Raw genomic sequence first — 17,101 nt, forward strand, 5'->3', positions numbered from 1 at the left:
AGCGGCGCGCCGGCGGTGGCGCGGGCCGTTACGACGACAGCCCCGCGATCAGCGCCGCCGCGATCGACGCGCCGACCAGCACCGCGCCGATGGTGCGGCGCCTGTTGAGCTCGGTCCAGAGCAGCACGCCCGTCAGCGAAAGCAGGATCATCGCGCCGGCGATCGTGTCCATCACCAGCACCCAGACGACGCTCATCCCGACGCCGCGGTGCAGGTTGGTCAGCGTCGTCATCAGGGCATTGTCGGTGCGCTTGAGCGCGACGCTCCGGCTGCCGACCCAGTATTCGGCGGTCACGTTCGCGCCGGGGCGAAACAGCGTGATCTGCCAGTGCTCCGGCTGCACGATGCTGCGATCGCCCCATGCAACCGCTTGCGCCGCTTCCCTGCGAATCCGGCTGCTGCCGTGGTCGAACCGCAACTGCTGCCGCAGCCACGCCTCGAGCTTGGCGGGCGTGGCGGGCGGCGCGCCCGGCAGCGCGAGCTGCACCTCGCTCACCTGCGGCAGGCCCGGCGAGATCCGCAGCGGCCCGGCGCGGTGGTTCAGCACGAAACCGGTCACGCCGAACATCAGGCCCAGCACCGCGCCCCACAGGCCGACCCAGCCATGCACCTTGCGCAGCCACTTGACGAACGTCGCGCGCCGCGAGCGCTGCCGCCCGGCCGCGCGCTGCGTGTCGTCGAGGGCGCGCGCCACGGACGCGTACCGCGTCGCGATGCCGGCCGGCAGGGTCGGTTCGATCGATTCTGGCGCGTTCACGCTGTTTTCCTATTCCAAGCAACAAGGGCGGCCCGCGATCACGATCGCGAGGCCGCCCGGCTTTCAATAAATGAGAATCGCTATCATCACATAAAGCCATGGCGGACTCAACGTCATCGCGCACCCGGGACGGCGGCGGCCCGGCCGCCGGCCGGCATCGGCACGACCATGCCGTGACGGCCCGCCCGACGCGCCGGCGGGCCGTGATCCTCGCCTGCGGAGGTGAGGGAGCGAGGCCGCACGCGAAGAAATTCGTGGCCCGCTGCCTGCCGGGCGCCCGGATTCGCCTTGGCGGCGCTAGAATCGCCACAACATCCGGACGTGCCGCGATCGACGGGGAAGCATCGGACGCGCGCCACCGCCCGCGTCGCGAGGCGGCACTCACATGGCGGCCGGCATGACAAGACGACAACAATCGGGGCCAACACTTCATGAACGACATCGCATCCGCGCCGGGTACGCCGCCGCTGGCGCCCGCCGCCTTGGCGCCGGGTGCCAGCGACACGTACCGCGTGCGTTTCTCGGTGCAGCCGCGTCCGGCCGGCACGCCGCGCCGCGCGCGCCGCGGCGGCTTGCCGGGCAGCGGCACGCTGAGCTTCGGCGCGGCCACCGGCGCGCTCTCGCTCGACGGCATGACGGGCGGCCTGCTGCGCGCCACGCCGTTCCACCTGGCGCTGCCGCGCGCCCAGATCTTCGATGTGAGCGCCGTCGGCGAGCGCGTGTGCTTCGATCTGCACACGCCCGACGGCGTCTGCAGCGTCGCGCTGCTGGCCGCCGACACGGCGGCCGCCGCCCGGATCGCCGGGCGCCTGCCGATGCAGGTCACCTCCGCGTTTTGCTCGCACGAACTCGACGCGCCGGCGCGCTTCACGGGGCTGGCCCAAGCCGGGCCGCTCGCCTGGGCCACCTGGGGCCTGATCGCGGTCAACCTGCTGCTGTTCCTCGCGATGGCCATGAGCGGCGTGTCGGCGCTGCGTCCTGACGTGCCGGCCATGATCCGCTGGGGCGCCAATTTCGGGCCGGACACGCTCGAGGGCGATTGGTGGCGGCTGCTGACCGCCCCGTTCCTGCACCTCGGGGTGTTCGACCTGGGCGTCAACCTGCTGGTGCTGGCGCGGGTCGGGCCGCTCGCCGAGCGCGGCTACGGCGGCCCGCGCCTGCTGGCGCTGTTCCTGTTCGCGGGCGTGATGGCCGGCATGGCGAGCCTGCTGCAGGACCCGATGCAGTGCTCGGCCGGCGCGTCGGGCGCGATCTTCGGGCTGTTCGGCGCGCTGGCCGCCCTGCGGCTGCGGCACCGCCGCGCGCCGGGCACCGACGCCGGACGGCCGGGTCTCATCGCGCCCGGCTTCGTTGCCTATTGCCTCTACTACGGCCTGATGCATCCGGCCATCGACAATGTCGCGCACCTAGGCGGCCTGATCGCCGGGCTGCTGCTGGGGCTCGCGCTCGCACCGCCCGCCGACCCGGCCGCACGCGACGCGACGGCCGGCGCGCAGCTCGCCGGCGCGGCCGGGATGGCCGCGCTGCTCGCGATCGCGCTCGCCTATCCGCTCACCCATCCGGGCGCCGCGCGCGCCCAGGAGCTGCGCTTTGCGCGCGAGTACATGGCGATGACGGGCGTGTCGGCGGAGATCGGCGGCGCGCTGGTCGCGCTGCAGCATGCGCCGCTCGACACCGACGCGCAGCGCCAGGCCGTGTCGAACCGCGTGATGACCGATATCGTGCCGCGCTGGAACAACCTCCATGCGGTGCTGTCCAGCCTGCCGCTGCCGGACGGCTCGCCCTATCGCGCGCTGCGCGAGACCGGCCTCGGCATGCTCGACAACGCGCGCCGGATGGCGACCACCTATGCGCTGATGCTGGTGCGCTCGCCCACCGGCGGCAATGCGGGCAGCCGCCCGCCCGTGCCGGCCGAGCGGCGCGCGGACGCGAAGGCGGCCGCCGGCATCGAGCTGGCGATGCGCCGTGGCGCGCGCCTCGTCAGGCAAGGCGCGCCGGCGGCGGTGGGACTCGACGCGGTCGCGAGCCCGGCCGCGAGCGGGCCGGCCGCGAAATCGTAGCGGCTGGGCGCTCAGCGCCGCGGCGGCGGCAGCGCCGGGAAGGCGGGCGGCGCGGGCGGGCCGGCACGGCCGTCCGCCGCGGCGCCGTGGTCACCCTGCGCGCCCGCCTCGGCGCCCTGCCCGCCGGCCAGGTCGGCCCGTTCGAGCGCGTAGAGCCAGGCGAGCAGTTCGGCCACGGCGCGGTACAGCGCCGGCGGAATGCGGTCGTCCAGATCGACCTGCATCAGCAGCGACACCATCTCCGGCGCCGTGTGGACGTACAGGCCCGATTCGCGCGCGCGCGCGACGATCATCTCGGCAACCAGCCCGTAGCCCTTGGCCACCACGCGCGGCGCCGCGTCGCCGCCCTTCGGGTCGTAGACCAGCGCGGCCGCGGTGCGGCGCTTGTCGGCGCCGCTCACAGCCACGCTCCGTCGTCGTGCAGGCCGAATTCGTCGATGTCGTCGAAATCGCCGAGATCGAACCCCGAGGAAGACGCGCGCGGCTTCGCGTCGGCCGCGCCGGCGCGCTGCGCGGCGGCGGCCTGCCCGTAGGCGGCCGCCGCCGCGCGCGTGGCCGCGGTGTCGAACGCGTCGGGCGCGAGGTCGACCGAGCGGATCGACAGCCCGCCCAGCTCGAGCCCCGAGGCCAGCAGCCGCTGCCGCAGCGCGTCGCCCTGCGCGCTGAGCTTCGCGGCGCCCGCTTCGGTGGCGCGCAGCCGCGCCACCACCTGCGAGCCGGTCAGCACCAGTTCCGCGTCGACCGTGCCGAGCGACGGCAGCGCCAGCACCAGGCGCGTGCGCCACGCGATCGGCGCTTCGGCCGAGGCGCCCTGGCCGCCATCGGGCTCGACGCTCCAGTCGAGCCGCGCGCCCGGCCAGGCCTCGCCGGCCCAGCGGAACTGCTCGGTGGCGAGCAGATCGAGCTGCTGGCGCACCAGCGGCAGCGTCGCCGGATGCACGGCGGCCATCGCCGCGGCCGTGTTCGCCGCTGGGTCGGCACCGCTCTGGCCCGGCGCCGTGCCGTCGGGCCGGCCCGCAGTGGCGGCGAACAGCCGGCCGGCGGCATCGTCGGCCGCGAACGAGGCATAGGCATGCGCGCCGCTCGCGCTGAACTGGCCAGGCGCCGCCTGCCGCGCCTCCTGCGCCGGCGGCTGGCCCGGCGCACCGGCGGCGGGCGCGGCGGGCCGGCTGCCGTCGGCGGGCGCCGACGTGGCGGCGCCGCGCGTGAGCTGCGCCTGCGGCTCCTGCGCGAGATCGGCGGTGGTGCGCTGGCCCGAGAGCCATTGCGAGAGATGGGATTCGTAGAAAAGGCCGCTGCCGGAGACCGCGCGAGAGAGCGCCGCGGCCAGCGCGGCGACGCTCGCCTCGGTGACGCCCGGCAGTACCGGCCCGGCGCCGGATGCCGCGCCGGCCGAGCCGGCCGGGGCAGAAGCCGAGGCGGACGTGCCCGCAGCCGAGGCGGACGCGCCCGAGGCCGAAGCGCCGGACGCGGCCGGGGCCGTCGCGGCGGAGCCGGCGGCCGCGCCCGTCTGCGGTGCGCCGGGCGCGGCGCCCCCGGTGCCGGCGCCGGCCTGCGCCGCCGGATCGAGCACGGGCGGCCCGGCCAGCAGCGGCAGGCTGCCGATCACCGCCGGCGTGACCTCGCCGCCATAACGGGAAATCGCGTCGAGCGTCAGCGCGACGCTCGACAGCGCGGTCTGCGCGGAAGCCGCGGGCGCGCCGGGCGAGGGGGGCGGCAGCGGCACCTGGGTGGCGCCGCGGGTGGCGCCCGTCGAGACGCCGACCTGGGTAGCCGGCGCGCCGGCCGACACGCCGCCCTCGAGCAGGTTGTCGATGCGGCTGGCGAGCATGGCGGCGGTAACGGCGTCGATCCCGGTCATCGTGGTTCCCCGCGCGGCGCGCGGCCGGCATCTATCGGTGTGGCGCCGCCGTCTGCGCGGCGAACGCGTATCCATCCAACGCAACGCGCGGCCGCCGGCCGGGCGGCGCGCCGACCACGGCCTGCGCCGCCCCCGTGCTGCCCGCTGCGCCCCCCATCGCCGGCGCCATGGCCGGCGGCACCGCTCGCCGCCGCGACCGCGCGGCGAACCGCCCGGTCTCGCTACTGGTCCTTACTGGTCCTGCCATCCAGCCGAATCCACCCGCCCAGCTGCGCGGCGGCGGCGCCGCGTTCAGCGACGCGCCTGGTAGATATCCTTCAGCATCCGCGTCGAGCGGCCCGCCTCGAACAGCGCCGACAGCCGCGCCACCTCCGGGCTCGCGAGATCGCGGATCGCCGCGTCGTCGGCGAGGATCCGGCGGATCAGCGCGTATTTGCGTCCGCGCTCGGCGGAGTCCAGCAATACGCCCTCCTCGGCGGCCTTCAGGCCGTCGACGAGCGTCTGATACTCGGCCTGCAGCCCGTCGACCGTCGGCCAGTCGGCACCGCGCGCGGCCGCGAGCATCCGGCCGGACACGTCGGCGATCGCCTCGTAGCGAGCGAGGTAGGCTGCCTTGCGATTCATCGAGTCACTTCCGGCTGGGCTTGCGAGGTCATCATCCGGGCGACTTCAGGGCCGATGCCGACCCAGGCTTCCTCGAGCGTCGCGAGCAAACCGTCCACTTCCACCAGGATCGCGTCACTGGCGCTCACGTTCGCCTCCAGAAGGCGGCGCAGCATGTACGAATACAGCGCGTTGAGGCGCTCGGCGATCTCGCCGCCGGCCTTCACGTCGAGCGACTGCTGCAGGCCGCTCTCGATGATGCGCATCGCCTTGCTGATCGATTCGCCGCGCGCGGCCACGTTGCCCGAGGCGAGGTGCAGGCGGGCATGCACGATCGCCTTGCGCGCGCCTTCGTACAGCATCGCGATCAGGCGATGCGGGGACGCGCCCATCACCCCTGTCTCGACGCCGACGCGCGCGTAGGCACTGGCTCCAGCGTGTCCTGGGGAAAACATGGTGGCCCTCCTGTGGAGCATTCGGTCTGTGCGGGAAACCCGCCGCGACGATCTGCGTCGCGCGGGCTATTACCGGCGTTATCGGTAAGGATGGGGGAAAGCTTTAACGCGGCGATGCGCGGGGATGTGCCGTATAGGGGTCAGACCGACATCTGCATGATGTCATTGTAGGCGCTGACAAGCTTGTTGCGCACCTGCAGGCCGAACTGGAGGCCGATATTGGCCTTTTGTCCGTCGATCATGACATCGTTCAGTGACACGTTCGGCGCACCGAGCTCGAACGCCTTGGCCTCGCCGGCGGCGGTGACCTGGGCCTGGCTGATCCGGTCGAGCGACGACTTCAGCGCGCCCGCGAAGCTGCTGGCCGTGGCCGCGCCGTTGCCGGCCAGCGCGACGCCGGGGGTACCGCCGGCGGCTTGGGCCGCCATCGCCTGCATTTGTTGCAGCGCCGAAGTAATGCCGTTGACGGGCGCAGTCATGGGATCTCCGCAGAAGAATTCGGGAAAAGGGGCCGGCATCGGCCGGAAACCGGACCGGCATCGAACCAGCCCGCCTCGCCGCAGTCAGATCGTCATGGCGAGCGCGGGTGCGGCGAAATGCCGGATCGAGACCAAGCATAGCAAGCGCCCGGCGCGCGAAGCGGGTGAAGTACGGGGAAAACTCGGCTCTGTTCACCGGATCGCCGCTGGACGCGGTCCGGATAATCCGATCCTGGTGTCATTGTCCGTCCGCTCGTCGAGCGGCAGCCCGCTGTGGAGAACCCCGACGCATGGAATCGCAGGCCAACTCGCTGATCAACCCAGACGCGCGCAACGCCGTCGCCGGCACGTCGCCGAACGCGACCGCCGCGGCCGGCACGTTGCCGGGCGCCGGCGCGGGCGGCGCAGACTTCGGCATGGGCGGTTTCGCCGAACGCTTCTCCGGGCTGCCAGGCATGTCGCGGATGCGCACCAACCCGAAGCTGCCGTTCCTGATCATCACCGCGCTGGCGATCGCCGCGATCGTCGCGCTGGTGCTCTGGAGCCGCGCCCCCGACTACCGGGTGCTGTACAGCAACCTGTCGGACCGCGACGGCGGCGCGATCATTACCGCCCTGCAGCAAGCCAATATTCCCTATCAGTTCGCCGACGCCGGCGGCGCGATCCTGGTGCCGGCCAGCCAGGTCCACGAAACGCGCCTGAGGCTGGCCGCGATGGGCCTGCCCAAGGGCGGCTCGGTGGGCTTCGAGCTGATGGACAACCAGAAGTTCGGCATCAGCCAGTTCGCCGAGCAGGTCAACTACCAGCGCGCGCTCGAGGGCGAGCTGGAGCGCACCATCGCCTCGATCAACGCGGTGCGCAGCGCGCGCGTGCATCTGGCGATCCCCAAGCCGTCGGTGTTCGTGCGCGATCGCGAGGCGCCGAGCGCGTCGGTGTTCGTCGATCTCTACCCGGGCCGCGTGCTCGACGACGGCCAGGTGCTGGCGATCACGCGCATGGTGGCCTCGGGCGTGCCCGACATGCCGGCCAAGAACGTCACGATCGTCGACCAGGACGGCAACCTGCTGAGCCAGCAGCCGTCGTCGTCCGGGCTCGACGCGAACCAGCTCAAGTACGTGCAGCAGGTCGAGCACAACACCCAGAAGCGCATCGACGCGATCCTCGCGCCGATGTTCGGCGCCGGCAACACGCGCTCGCAGGTCAGCGCCGACATCGATTTCACCAGGAGCGAGCAGACCTCGGAGAGCTACGCGCCGAACGGCACGCAGCAGCAGGCGGCGATCCGCAGCCAGCAGACCTCGTCGTCCGTCGAGAGCGCGCAAAGCGGCGCGGGCGGCGTGCCGGGCGCGCTGTCGAACACGCCGCCGCAGCCGGCCTCGGCGCCGATCACGGGCGCGAGCGGCGCGGCCGGCACGCCGCCCACGCCGATCAGCGACCGCAAGGACTCGACCACCAACTACGAGCTGGACAAGACGGTGCGCCACACCGAGGCGCCGACGGGCGGCATCAAGCGGCTGTCGGTGGCGGTGGTGGTCAACAACCTGCCGGTGGTCGACGCCAAGGGCCACGTGACGATGCAGCCGCTCACGGCCGACAAGCTCAAGCAGGTCGAGCAGCTCGTGAAGGACGCGATGGGCTACGACGCGAAGCGCGGCGACTCGGTGAACGTGGTCAACAGCGTGTTCACCACCACGGCCGATCCGCTCGCCGACCTGCCGTGGTGGCGCCAGCCCGACATGATCGCGCTGGCCAAGGACGCCGCGAAGTGGCTCGGCATCGCCGCCGCGGCCGCCGCGCTGTACTTCATGTTCGTGCGCCCGGCCATGCGCCGCGCGTTCCCGCCGCCCGAGGCGGCGGTCGCCAACCCGGCGCTGGCAGCCGCGCTGGGCAGCCCCGACGAGCCCGCGCTCGACGGCCTGCCGGCGCCCGACTCGGTGGTCGCCGAGGATTCGCCCGAAGCGGCGCTGCTGGCCTTCGAGGCCGACAAGCACCGCTATGAACGCAACCTAGACTACGCGAAGATGATCGCTCGGCAGGATCCGAAGATCGTCGCGGCGGTCGTCAAGAATTGGGTGTCCGATGAGCGCTGAAGGCCTGACCAAGAGCGCGCTGCTGCTGATGTCGATCGGCGAGGAAGAGGCGGCGCAGGTATTCAAGTTCCTGGCCCCGCGCGAGGTCCAGAAGATCGGCGTGACGATGGCCACGCTGAAGAACGTCACGCGCGAGCAGCTCGACGGCGTGCTCAAGGAATTCGTCTCGGAAGCCGAGAAGCACTCGGCGCTCTCGCTCGATTCCGGCGAGTACATCCGCTCGGTGCTGACCAAGGCGCTCGGCGAGGACCGCGCCGGCGTGATCATCGACCGCATCCTGCAGGGCAGCGACACCAGCGGCATCGAGGGCCTCAAGTGGATGGACTCGGCCGCGGTCGCCGAGCTGATCAAGAACGAGCATCCGCAGATCATCGCCACCATCCTCGTGCATCTGGACCGCGACCAGGCTTCCGAAATCGCCTCGTGCTTCACCGAGCGGCTGCGCAACGACGTGCTGCTGCGGATTGCCACGCTCGACGGCATCCAGCCGGCCGCGCTGCGCGAGCTCGACGAGGTGCTGACCTCGCTGCTCTCGGGCAGCGACAACCTCAAGCGCAGCCCGATGGGCGGCATCCGCACCGCGGCCGAGATCCTGAACTTCATGACCAGCACGCACGAGGAATCGGTGCTCGAGAACGTGCGGGGCTACGACGCCGACCTGGCGCAGAAGATCATCGACGAAATGTTCGTGTTCGAGAACCTGCTCGACCTCGAGGATCGCGCGATCCAGCTGGTGCTGAAGGAAGTCGAGTCGGAAACGCTGATCGTCGCGCTCAAGGGCGCGCAGCCGCCGCTGCGCCAGAAGTTCCTGTCCAACATGTCGCAGCGAGCGGCCGAACTGCTGGCCGAGGATCTCGACTCGCGCGGCCCGGTGCGCGTCTCCGAGGTCGAGCAGCAGCAGCGCAAGATCCTGCAGATCGTGCGCACGCTGGCCGAGCAGGGCCAGGTGGTGATCGGCGGCAAGGCGGAAGACGCGTATGTCTGAACGCGCGCGCGCCGGTGCCCCCAAGCTCACCGCGTACCAGCGGTGGGAGATGGCATCGTTCGATCCGAAACCGCCGCCGTCCGAGGAGGACAACGGCGAGGCGGCCGCGGCCGCGCTCGCGCTCGAATTGCAGCGCGTGCGCGACGCCGCGCACGCCGAAGGCATGGCGAGCGGCCAGGCCGAGGGCCATGCGCTCGGCCACCGCGCCGGCTACGACACCGGCTACGCCGAGGGCCTCGAGATCGGCCGCGCCGAAATGCGCGCCGAGGCGGTCAAGCTCGCCACCCTGGCCGCCTCGTTCAGCGAGGCGCTGCTGGGCGCGCGCGACGGCCTGGCCGACGAGCTCGCCCAGCTCGCCCTCGACATCGCGCAGCAGGTGGTGCGCCAGCACGTGCAGCTCGACCCCAGCACGGTGCTGGCCGCCGCGCGCGAGGCGCTGGCCGCCGAGCCCGCGCTCGCCGGCGCGCCGCAGCTGGTGGTGAGCCCCGCCGACCTGCCCGTCGTCGAGGCCTATCTGCAGGACGAACTCGACGCGCTCGGCTGGAGCGTGCGCACCGATCCGGCCATCGAGCGCGGCGGCTGCCGCGCCCAGGCCGCCTCCGGCGAGATCGACGCGACGCTGCCCACGCGCTGGGAGCGCGTGGCGGCCGCGCTCGGCCACACGAGCGAATGGTGAGCCGGCCATGACCGCACCCGCACCCGTGCCCAGCGCCCGCCCGGCTCCGGCCGCCGCCGCGATCGCCGCCAACCCGCACATCGCCCACTGGCGCGGCCGGCTCGGCGCGCTGCGCGAGCTCGGCGCGCTGGCGCTGCCGCTGCGCCCGTGCGGGCGCCTCACGCGTGCCGCCGGCCTGGTGCTGGAAGCCACCGGGCTGCGGCTCGCGGTGGGCTCGGAATGCATCATCGAGCTGCCGCCCGGCAGCACGCTGCCGGTGGCCGAGGCCGAAGTGGTGGGCTTCGCCGGCGACCGCCTGTTCCTGATGCCGACCACCGAAGTCGCCGGCGTGCTGCCCGGCGCGCGCGTCTGGCCGCTCGAACGCGCGCCGGTGGCCGACCCGATGACGGGCGCCAAGCGCCTGCCGGTCGGCTGGCAGATGCTCGGCCGCGTGGTCGATGCCTCGGGCCGTCCGCTCGACCGGCTCGGCCCGCTCGGCTCGGAGCTCGACGCGCCGCTGTCGGCGCCCACCATCAATCCGCTCGAACGCGAGCCGATCCACCACGTGCTCGACGTCGGCGTGCGCGCCATCAACGCGCTGCTGACGGTCGGCCGCGGCCAGCGCATGGGCCTGTTCGCGGGCTCGGGCGTCGGCAAGTCGGTGCTGCTCGGCACCATGGCGCGCTACACCAGCGCCGAGGTGATCGTGATCGGCCTGATCGGCGAGCGCGGCCGCGAAGTGAAGGAATTCATCGAGCAGATCCTCGGCGAGGACGGTCTGGCACGCTCGGTGGTGGTGGCCGCGCCGGCCGACGTCTCGCCGCTGTTGCGGATGCAGGGCGCCGCCTACGCCACCTCGCTCGCCGAATACTTCCGCGACCAGGGCAAGCACGTGCTGCTGCTGATGGATTCGCTCACGCGCTATGCGATGGCGCAGCGCGAGATCGCGCTGGCGATCGGCGAGCCGCCTGCCACCAAGGGCTATCCGCCGTCGGTGTTCGCCAAGCTGCCGGCGCTCGTCGAGCGCACCGGCAACGGCCCCGAGGGCGGCGGCTCGATCACCGCGTTCTATACGGTGCTGACCGAGGGCGACGACCAGCAGGACCCGATCGCCGATTCGGCGCGCGCGATCCTCGACGGCCACATCGTGCTGTCGCGCCAGCTCGCCGAGGCCGGCCACTATCCGGCGATCGACATCGAGCAGTCGATCAGCCGCGCGATGACCGCGCTGATCGACGACCGCCATCTCGATCGCGTGCGCCGCTTCAAGCAGATGCTCTCGCGCTACCAGCGCAACCGCGACCTGATCGCGGTGGGCGCCTACGCGGCGGGGCGCGACGCGCAGCTCGACCGCGCCATCGCGCTCTATCCTCGCATCGAGGCGTTCCTGCAGCAGGGCTTTCGCGAGTGCGCGCCGTTCGCGTCCTGCATGGCCGCGCTCGATGCGCTGTTCCCGGGTGAAGGAGGCTGATGATGGCCACAGGTTTTCCGTTGCAGATCCTGCTCGATCGCGCGCAGGAAGAACTCGACAACGCCACCAAGCAGCTCGGTCTCGCGCAGCGCGACCGCACCGCCGCGGTCGCGCAGCTCGACTCGCTGCTGCGCTATCGCGACGAGTACCACGAGCGGTTCGCCGCCGACGCCCAGGCCGGCATGCCGGCCGGCAGCATGCGCAACTTCCAGTCGTTCATCGACACGCTCGACGCGGCGATCGGCCAGCAGCGCCGCATCGTCGCCGCGGCCGACGCCCGCATCGAGGCCACCCGCCCCGAATGGCAGGCCAAGAAACGCACGCTCGGCTCCTATGAAATCCTGCAGGCACGCGGCGTCGCGCAGGACGAGAAACGCGCGGCGAAACGCGAACAGCGCGACGCCGACGAACACGCAGCCAAAGTGCTGCGCATGCGCGCCGACGCCGCCGCGCAATCCTCCAAATAATCCGGAACGGGACATCGACATGGCCGCCACCTCCCTGAGCGCATCGCTGCTCGACACCCTCTCCGCCGCCCGCGCCAGCCAGAGCTCGCGCCCGAGCGAGGCGAACACCGCCGGCGCGCAGGCCTCGACGCCGTTCTCGCAGACCTTGCAGCAGAGCGTGGCGAGCCAGCAAAACCAGCCGAAGCCGGCGCAGCCCGACCCGCAGCCGAGCGCGCCGCAACAGCAGCAGGCAGCGGCCGCCACCACCCAGGACACCTCGGGCGACGGCTCGGTGGGCTCGCACCGCGGCCACCGCGTGTCGGACAAGGACGACGGCTCGGACCCGCAGGATGCGCAGAGCGCGGCCACGCCGGCCGAGGCGGCCGCGCTCGCGGCGGCCGCGGCCGTGCAGGCGCAGCTGCAGGCACGCCAGGACGCGGCCAGCGGCAACCCGGCGGACGGCAGCGCCGCCCAGACCGCCGCTGCGGCGCTGGCAGCGAACGCGGCCGGCCAGGCCGACGCCAAGGCCGCCGCGGCGCTCGCGAACACCGACGCCGACGCGGCGCCGGCCGGCGCGGGCGGCAACTCCATCGCGAGCGCGCTGCAGGCCGCGCTCGACCATCTGCAAAGCGGCGGCGCGAACGGCGCGGCCGCCCCCGTGCTGGCGGCGCGCGGCGGCAGCGGCGGCGGCGCGGGCGGCCAGGCCGGCGCGCATCTGGCCGCCGCGGGCAACGGCGCCGCAGGCGCCGATCGCAACCCGGTCAACGCGGTCTCGCCGTCCGGCTCGTCGGCCTACGCGGCCGCGGCGAACGCGGCCGCCAGTTCGCCAGCGAACACCCAGCACGTCGACACCACGGCCGTCACGTCGGCCGATCCGAACGCGGCCCAGACCGCGCTGGCCGCCGCCGCCTCGCAGCAGGCCGCGCCGCTCGCGCAGACGGCGGCCGCCACCACCGCCGGCGCGGCCGCCACGGAACTGGCGATCGGGCCGCGCGTGGGCACTCCCGACTGGAGCGACGCGCTGAGCCAGAAGGTGGTGTTCCTCTCGAACGCACACCAGCAGAGCGCCGCACTGACGCTGAACCCGCCCGATCTCGGCCCGCTGCAGGTGGTGCTCAACGTGGCCGACAACCACGCGCATGCGCTGTTCGTGTCGCAGCATCCGCAGGTGCGCGAGGCGGTCGAGGCAGCGCTGCCGAAGCTGCGCGAGGCGATGGAAGCGGGCGGCCTGAGCCTGGGCAGCGCCAACGTCAGCGACGGCGGCGCCGGATTCGCCCGGCAGGACGCGCAACGGCAAGCGTCGGACGCAAGCGCGACGCGACGCGCGGGCGGTGCGTTCGGAGCCGGCGGGACGGGCGAGGACGCGCTCGCCGGGATCGCTGCGACAGCGTCCAGCGGCGCGACGCAGCGGCGCGTCGGGATGGTCGATACGTTCGCGTAAGCACCTCCGGAATCAGCGGGTCGGCAGCGGGGGGCCGGGCAGGCGATCGGCCCGCCGGGCCGGCCCGGCCATTCTGCCTGCGCCCGCGCAGTTACGCCGGCAGCCCGCCCGCTGCGGGCGGCGGCTCCGCCGGCCTGCCACCCGCCGGCCTCACCCCGGTCCGCACTCAGCCATCTGCGCCCTACCCGGCTGCGCCGCGCGACATCCACGCGCCCGCGGCGGCCGCCATGGGCGCCACGCTCTCGATGGGCTGCGGCACGCTCCCACGTCGTGCGGCCGCGATGAAATCGGCCGCGCGCTCGCCGATCATCACCGAGGGGGCGTTGGTATTGCCGCCGATCAGCGTCGGCATCACCGACGCATCGACCACGCGCAGCCCCGTCACGCCGCGCACGCGCAGTTGCGGATCGACGACCGAAGCCGGGTCGCCGCCCATCCGGCAGGTGCCGACCGGGTGGTAGATGGTGTCCGCGTGCGCGACGATGGCCGCGCGCAGCGCGTCGTCGTCGTCGGCCGGGTCGGTATAGAGTTCGCGCCCGCCCTGCGAGGCGAGCGGCTGGGCCGCCAGAATCCGGCGGATCACCTTCGCGCCCTTCATCAGCAGTTCGAGATCGCGCGCGTCGCTCAGGAAGCGCGGGTCGATGCGCGGCGCCTCGCGCGCGTCGGCGCTCGCCAGCGTGACGGTGCCGCGGCTCCAGGGCCGCAGCGCGCAGACGTGCAGCGAATAGCCGAAGCCCCAGTGCATGCGGCGGTTGTGATCGTCGACGAGCGCGGTGCAGAAATGCAGTTGCAGGTCGGGACGGTCGAGTCCCGGCTCGCTCTTGAGGAAGCCGCCCGCCTCGGCGACGTTGCTCGACATCATGCCGTCGCGTTTCGAGAGCCAGCGCCACAGCTGCGGCGCCATCTTGGCGAGCCCGCGCAGGCAGATCCCCACCAGCTCCGTCGAATCCACGCGCTTGTTGATGATGAAGTCGATATGGTCGATCAGGTTGCGGCCGACCTCGGGCGCGTCGTGAAGCACCTCGATGCCGTGCGCGCGCAGCGACTCGCCCGGGCCGATGCCCGAACACATCAGCAGCTGCGGCGAGTTGAACGCGCCGGCCGCCAGGATCACCTCGGCGCGCGCGCCGAGCGTCTCGATCCTGCCGCCGCGCTCGAGCGTGACGCCGACCGCGCGCTTGCCGTCGAACGCCACGCGCAGCGCGGTCGCGCCGGTCAGGATCTGCAGGTTGGGGCGCGGCTGGTCATATAGATAGGCGCGCGCGACGCTGCAGCGCGCGCCGTCGCGATGCGTGACCTGGTAGAAGCCGACGCCTTCCTGCTCGGGGCCGTTGAAATCGTCGTTGAGCGGATAGCCGGCCGCGTGTGCCGCATCGATGAATCGTTGGGCGAACGGATTGCGAAAGCGCAGATCGGACACCGTCAGCGGGCCATCGGCGCCGTGCCATTCGCTCGCGCCGCGCTGGTTGCCCTCGGCGCGGCGAAAGTAGGGCAGCACGTCCTGCCAGCCCCAGCCGGTGCAGCCGAGCGCGGCCCATTCGTCGTAGTCGAGCGGGTGGCCGCGCGTGTAGATCATCGCGTTGATCGCGCTCGATCCGCCCAGCCCGCGCCCGCGCGGCTGGTAGCCGCGCCGCCCGCCGAGCCCGGCCTGCGGCTCCGTCTGGTAGCCGTAGTTGGTGCCGAGCCGGTACGGCACCAGCGCGGCGATGCCGACCGGCAGATTGACCAGCAGGTTGCGCTGATTGCTGCCGCCCGCCTCGATCAGCGCGACGGTGGCATCGGGGCAGGCGTCGGCAAGACGCGCGGCGAGGCTCGCGCCGCCCGAGCCGCCGCCCACGATCAGATAGTCGTACTGCATGTCATGTCTCCTTCATGTCATGAACAGTGACCGGCTTCGCCGGATGCGGCGAGCGGCGCTATCGCTTGTAATGTTCGCGCATTGTAGGAACGCGACGCGTGTTGCGGCGCACGGAATCAAGAGCGATTCCTCTAAACGCCGGCGGCATCCGGCCGTAAGATTGCCGGATTCGCCTCGCGCGGCAGCGGGCGGTTTTGCAGTTGCGCGCCGCGAAATGGGAGACACCGGCATGGATCAGCAGGCACCGGCGGCCACGCATCAGGTCACGAACCAGGCCCCGCCGCTCACCGACTACAACGCGTTTGAAACCGACCTCGCGCTCGCGAGTGCCGTCGAGCGGCACGGCGCGCCCTGGCATCGAACGGCGCTGGCGCGCCACGGCGCGGCGCTGACCACGGCCGACACGCTCGCGCTGGCCGAACTCGCCAATCGCCATCCCCCCGAGCTCGCCACGCACAGCCCGCGCGGCGAGCGGCTCGACGCGCTCGAATTCCACCCGAGCTGGCACCAGTTGCTCGCGCTGCTGCGCGGCGAGGGATTGCACGCGCTGCCGTTTTCGGAGCCGCGCGCCGGCGCGATGGCCGCGCGCTGCGCCGGCTATTTCCTGCACGCGCAGCTCGAATCGGGCTCGCTGTGCCCGCTGACCATGACCTTCGCGAGCATTCCCGTGCTGCAGAAGGAGCCGGCCCTGTTCGCGACGCTGCGCGAGCGGCTCTACACGCGCGAGCACGACCCGCGCGACGTGCCGCTGGCGGCCAAGCGCTCGATGATGGTCGGCATGGGCATGACCGAGAAGCAGGGCGGCTCCGACGTGCGCAGCAACGAGACGCGCGCGTTCGCGCTCGGCGCGTCCGGGCGCGGCGAGGCGTACCGGCTGGTGGGCCACAAGTGGTTCTTCTCGGCGCCGCAATGCGATGCCCACCTGGTGCTCGCGCGCAGCGCCGAGCACGCCGGCATCTCGTGTTTCTACGTGCCGCGCTTCACGCCCGACGGCGCGAAGAACGCGGTGCAGATCCAGCGCCTCAAGGACAAGCTCGGCAACCGCTCGAACGCGAGCGGCGAGGTGGAGTTCCTCGATGCCTACGGCGTGATGGTGGGCGAGGAAGGCCGCGGCGTGCCGACCATCATCGAGATGGCGAACCTGACGCGGCTCGACTGCGTGATCGGCAGCGCCGCGCTGATGCGCGCGGCGCTCGTGCAGGCGATCCATCATGCGCGGCACCGCCACGCGTTCGGCCGCCGGCTCGCCGACCAGCCGCTGATGCGCAACGTGCTCGCCGATCTCGCGCTCGAATCGGAGGCGGCCACGCTGCTGTTCATGCGCCTCGCCGACGCGGTCGAGCACGACGACGGCCGCGACGCCGAGGCGCGCGGCTGGCGCCGCATCGTCACGCCGGCCGCGAAGTTCTGGGTCTGCAAGCGCGCGCTCGAATTCACCGGCGAGGCGATGGAAGTGTGGGGCGGCAACGGCTACGTCGAGACCGGCCCGATGGCGCGCTTCTATCGCGAGGCGCCCGTCAATTCGATCTGGGAAGGCTCCGGCAACGTGATGTGCCTCGACGTGCTGCGCGCGATCGAGCGCGAGCCCGACGCGGCCGCCGCGCTCGCCGCGGCCTGGCGCGCCGATCTCGGCGAACGCCGCGAGGTGCGGCGCGCGCTCGACGACCTGCTCGCGACGCTGGCCGCGCCGGCCGAGACCCGCGAGGCCTCGGCGCGGCGCATCGCGCAGCGCATCGCGCTGCTCGCGCAGGCCGCGCTGCTGGCACGCCACGCGCCCGCCGAGGTCGCCGACGCGTTCATCGCGACGCGCTTCGGCGCGGCGAGCCCCGAGACGGGACGTGTCTACGGCACGCTGCCCGCGAGCTTCGACCACGGCGCGCTGGTGGCGCGCGCGTTCCCGGCCTGACCCGCGGCCCGAGCCGGCCCGACACCGGGCCGCC

15 protein-coding genes are annotated in these 17,101 nt (G+C 72.8%); 8 read left to right on the top strand and 7 right to left on the bottom strand.

Going from position 1 to position 17,101, the window contains the following annotated elements; translation table 11 throughout:
* Positions 1-28: 28 nt before the first annotated feature.
* Positions 29-757: a PepSY-associated TM helix domain-containing protein gene (locus KS03_RS16530; protein ID WP_015877259.1), complete on the bottom strand. Its 729-nt coding sequence runs from the start codon at positions 755-757 to the stop codon at positions 29-31.
* A 431-nt stretch (positions 758-1,188) separates the two neighbouring features.
* Between KS03_RS16530 and KS03_RS16535 the strand changes: the two genes are divergently transcribed.
* Positions 1,189-2,817 (top strand): rhomboid family intramembrane serine protease, encoded by a 1,629-nt coding sequence (locus KS03_RS16535; RefSeq protein ID WP_015877260.1) that lies wholly within the window; start codon positions 1,189-1,191, stop codon positions 2,815-2,817.
* An 11-nt stretch (positions 2,818-2,828) separates the two neighbouring features.
* Here the strand turns inward: KS03_RS16535 and KS03_RS16540 are convergent, their stop codons facing one another.
* The 5 genes from KS03_RS16540 to fliE all read right to left on the bottom strand — a co-directional run bounded on the left by KS03_RS16540 (position 2,829) and on the right by fliE (position 6,215).
* Positions 2,829-3,218: an EscU/YscU/HrcU family type III secretion system export apparatus switch protein gene (locus tag KS03_RS16540; protein WP_015877261.1), complete on the bottom strand. Its 390-nt coding sequence runs from the start codon at positions 3,216-3,218 to the stop codon at positions 2,829-2,831.
* Positions 3,215-4,678 (bottom strand): flagellar hook-length control protein FliK, encoded by a 1,464-nt coding sequence (gene fliK / locus KS03_RS16545; RefSeq protein WP_015877262.1) that lies wholly within the window; start codon positions 4,676-4,678, stop codon positions 3,215-3,217. The genes KS03_RS16540 and fliK overlap by 4 nt, the downstream gene beginning before the upstream one ends.
* Before the next feature lie 291 nt (positions 4,679-4,969).
* Entirely contained in the window at positions 4,970-5,302 is a 333-nt protein-coding gene (locus KS03_RS16550) for a flagellar protein FliT (protein WP_015877263.1), read from the bottom strand.
* Positions 5,299-5,736: a flagellar export chaperone FliS gene (gene fliS / locus KS03_RS16555; RefSeq protein ID WP_015877264.1), complete on the bottom strand. Its 438-nt coding sequence runs from the start codon at positions 5,734-5,736 to the stop codon at positions 5,299-5,301. Before fliS ends, KS03_RS16550 begins: the two co-directional genes overlap by 4 nt.
* Before the next feature lie 140 nt (positions 5,737-5,876).
* Positions 5,877-6,215 (bottom strand): flagellar hook-basal body complex protein FliE, encoded by a 339-nt coding sequence (gene fliE / locus KS03_RS16560; protein WP_015877265.1) that lies wholly within the window; start codon positions 6,213-6,215, stop codon positions 5,877-5,879.
* Positions 6,216-6,505: 290 nt separating this feature from the next.
* On the opposite strand from fliE, the gene fliF reads away from it, so the two are divergent.
* From fliF to KS03_RS16590, 6 genes are read left to right on the top strand one after another with little or no spacing between them, the layout of a single operon-like run.
* Positions 6,506-8,305, top strand: coding sequence for a flagellar basal-body MS-ring/collar protein FliF (fliF, locus tag KS03_RS16565; protein WP_015877266.1), 1,800 nt, complete (start codon positions 6,506-6,508; stop codon positions 8,303-8,305).
* Positions 8,295-9,290, top strand: coding sequence for a flagellar motor switch protein FliG (gene fliG, locus KS03_RS16570; RefSeq protein ID WP_015877267.1), 996 nt, complete (start codon positions 8,295-8,297; stop codon positions 9,288-9,290). The genes fliF and fliG overlap by 11 nt, the downstream gene beginning before the upstream one ends.
* Positions 9,283-9,966, top strand: coding sequence for a flagellar assembly protein FliH (gene fliH, locus KS03_RS16575; RefSeq protein WP_015877268.1), 684 nt, complete (start codon positions 9,283-9,285; stop codon positions 9,964-9,966). The genes fliG and fliH overlap by 8 nt, the downstream gene beginning before the upstream one ends.
* Positions 9,967-9,973: 7 nt before the next feature.
* Positions 9,974-11,416: a flagellar protein export ATPase FliI gene (gene fliI / locus KS03_RS16580; protein WP_015877269.1), complete on the top strand. Its 1,443-nt coding sequence runs from the start codon at positions 9,974-9,976 to the stop codon at positions 11,414-11,416.
* 2 nt (positions 11,417-11,418) lie between these two features.
* On the top strand, positions 11,419-11,883 hold the full coding sequence (gene fliJ, locus KS03_RS16585; RefSeq protein ID WP_035980586.1) for a flagellar export protein FliJ: 465 nt from the start codon (positions 11,419-11,421) through the stop codon (positions 11,881-11,883).
* 19 nt (positions 11,884-11,902) lie between these two features.
* Positions 11,903-13,303 carry a flagellar hook-length control protein FliK gene (locus tag KS03_RS16590; RefSeq protein ID WP_035980584.1) on the top strand — a complete coding sequence of 467 codons (1,401 nt, stop codon included), beginning with the start codon at positions 11,903-11,905 and terminating at the stop codon, positions 13,301-13,303.
* Between the two features lie 181 nt (positions 13,304-13,484).
* Here KS03_RS16590 and KS03_RS16595 read toward each other — a convergent pair whose 3' ends face one another.
* Positions 13,485-15,161 carry a GMC family oxidoreductase gene (locus KS03_RS16595; protein ID WP_015877272.1) on the bottom strand — a complete coding sequence of 559 codons (1,677 nt, stop codon included), beginning with the start codon at positions 15,159-15,161 and terminating at the stop codon, positions 13,485-13,487.
* Between the two features lie 229 nt (positions 15,162-15,390).
* Here KS03_RS16595 and KS03_RS16600 point away from each other — a divergent pair, with 229 nt between their 5' ends.
* Positions 15,391-17,067 carry an isovaleryl-CoA dehydrogenase gene (locus KS03_RS16600; RefSeq protein ID WP_015877273.1) on the top strand — a complete coding sequence of 559 codons (1,677 nt, stop codon included), beginning with the start codon at positions 15,391-15,393 and terminating at the stop codon, positions 17,065-17,067.
* Positions 17,068-17,101: the final 34 nt, after the last annotated feature.

It is taken from the genome of Burkholderia glumae LMG 2196 = ATCC 33617 (assembly GCF_000960995.1).
GTDB classification, from domain to species: Bacteria; Pseudomonadota; Gammaproteobacteria; order Burkholderiales; family Burkholderiaceae; genus Burkholderia; species Burkholderia glumae.

Excerpts from the sequence above, each read along its gene's own strand:
- KS03_RS16550 (WP_015877263.1), bottom strand. The coding sequence starts at position 5,302 with ATGAATCGCAAGGCAGCCTACCTCGCTCGCTACGAGGCGATCGCCGAC.
- KS03_RS16600 (WP_015877273.1), top strand. The coding sequence starts at position 15,391 with ATGGATCAGCAGGCACCGGCGGCCACGCATCAGGTCACGAACCAGGCC.
- fliS (WP_015877264.1), bottom strand. The coding sequence starts at position 5,736 with ATGTTTTCCCCAGGACACGCTGGAGCCAGTGCCTACGCGCGCGTCGGC.
- fliH (WP_015877268.1), top strand. The coding sequence starts at position 9,283 with ATGTCTGAACGCGCGCGCGCCGGTGCCCCCAAGCTCACCGCGTACCAG.
- fliG (WP_015877267.1), top strand. The coding sequence starts at position 8,295 with ATGAGCGCTGAAGGCCTGACCAAGAGCGCGCTGCTGCTGATGTCGATC.
- fliJ (WP_035980586.1), top strand. The coding sequence starts at position 11,419 with ATGGCCACAGGTTTTCCGTTGCAGATCCTGCTCGATCGCGCGCAGGAA.
- fliF (WP_015877266.1), top strand. The coding sequence starts at position 6,506 with ATGGAATCGCAGGCCAACTCGCTGATCAACCCAGACGCGCGCAACGCC.
- fliI (WP_015877269.1), top strand. The coding sequence starts at position 9,974 with ATGACCGCACCCGCACCCGTGCCCAGCGCCCGCCCGGCTCCGGCCGCC.
- KS03_RS16590 (WP_035980584.1), top strand. The coding sequence starts at position 11,903 with ATGGCCGCCACCTCCCTGAGCGCATCGCTGCTCGACACCCTCTCCGCC.
- fliK (WP_015877262.1), bottom strand. The coding sequence starts at position 4,678 with ATGACCGGGATCGACGCCGTTACCGCCGCCATGCTCGCCAGCCGCATC.
- KS03_RS16595 (WP_015877272.1), bottom strand. The coding sequence starts at position 15,161 with ATGCAGTACGACTATCTGATCGTGGGCGGCGGCTCGGGCGGCGCGAGC.
- fliE (WP_015877265.1), bottom strand. The coding sequence starts at position 6,215 with ATGACTGCGCCCGTCAACGGCATTACTTCGGCGCTGCAACAAATGCAG.
- KS03_RS16535 (WP_015877260.1), top strand. The coding sequence starts at position 1,189 with ATGAACGACATCGCATCCGCGCCGGGTACGCCGCCGCTGGCGCCCGCC.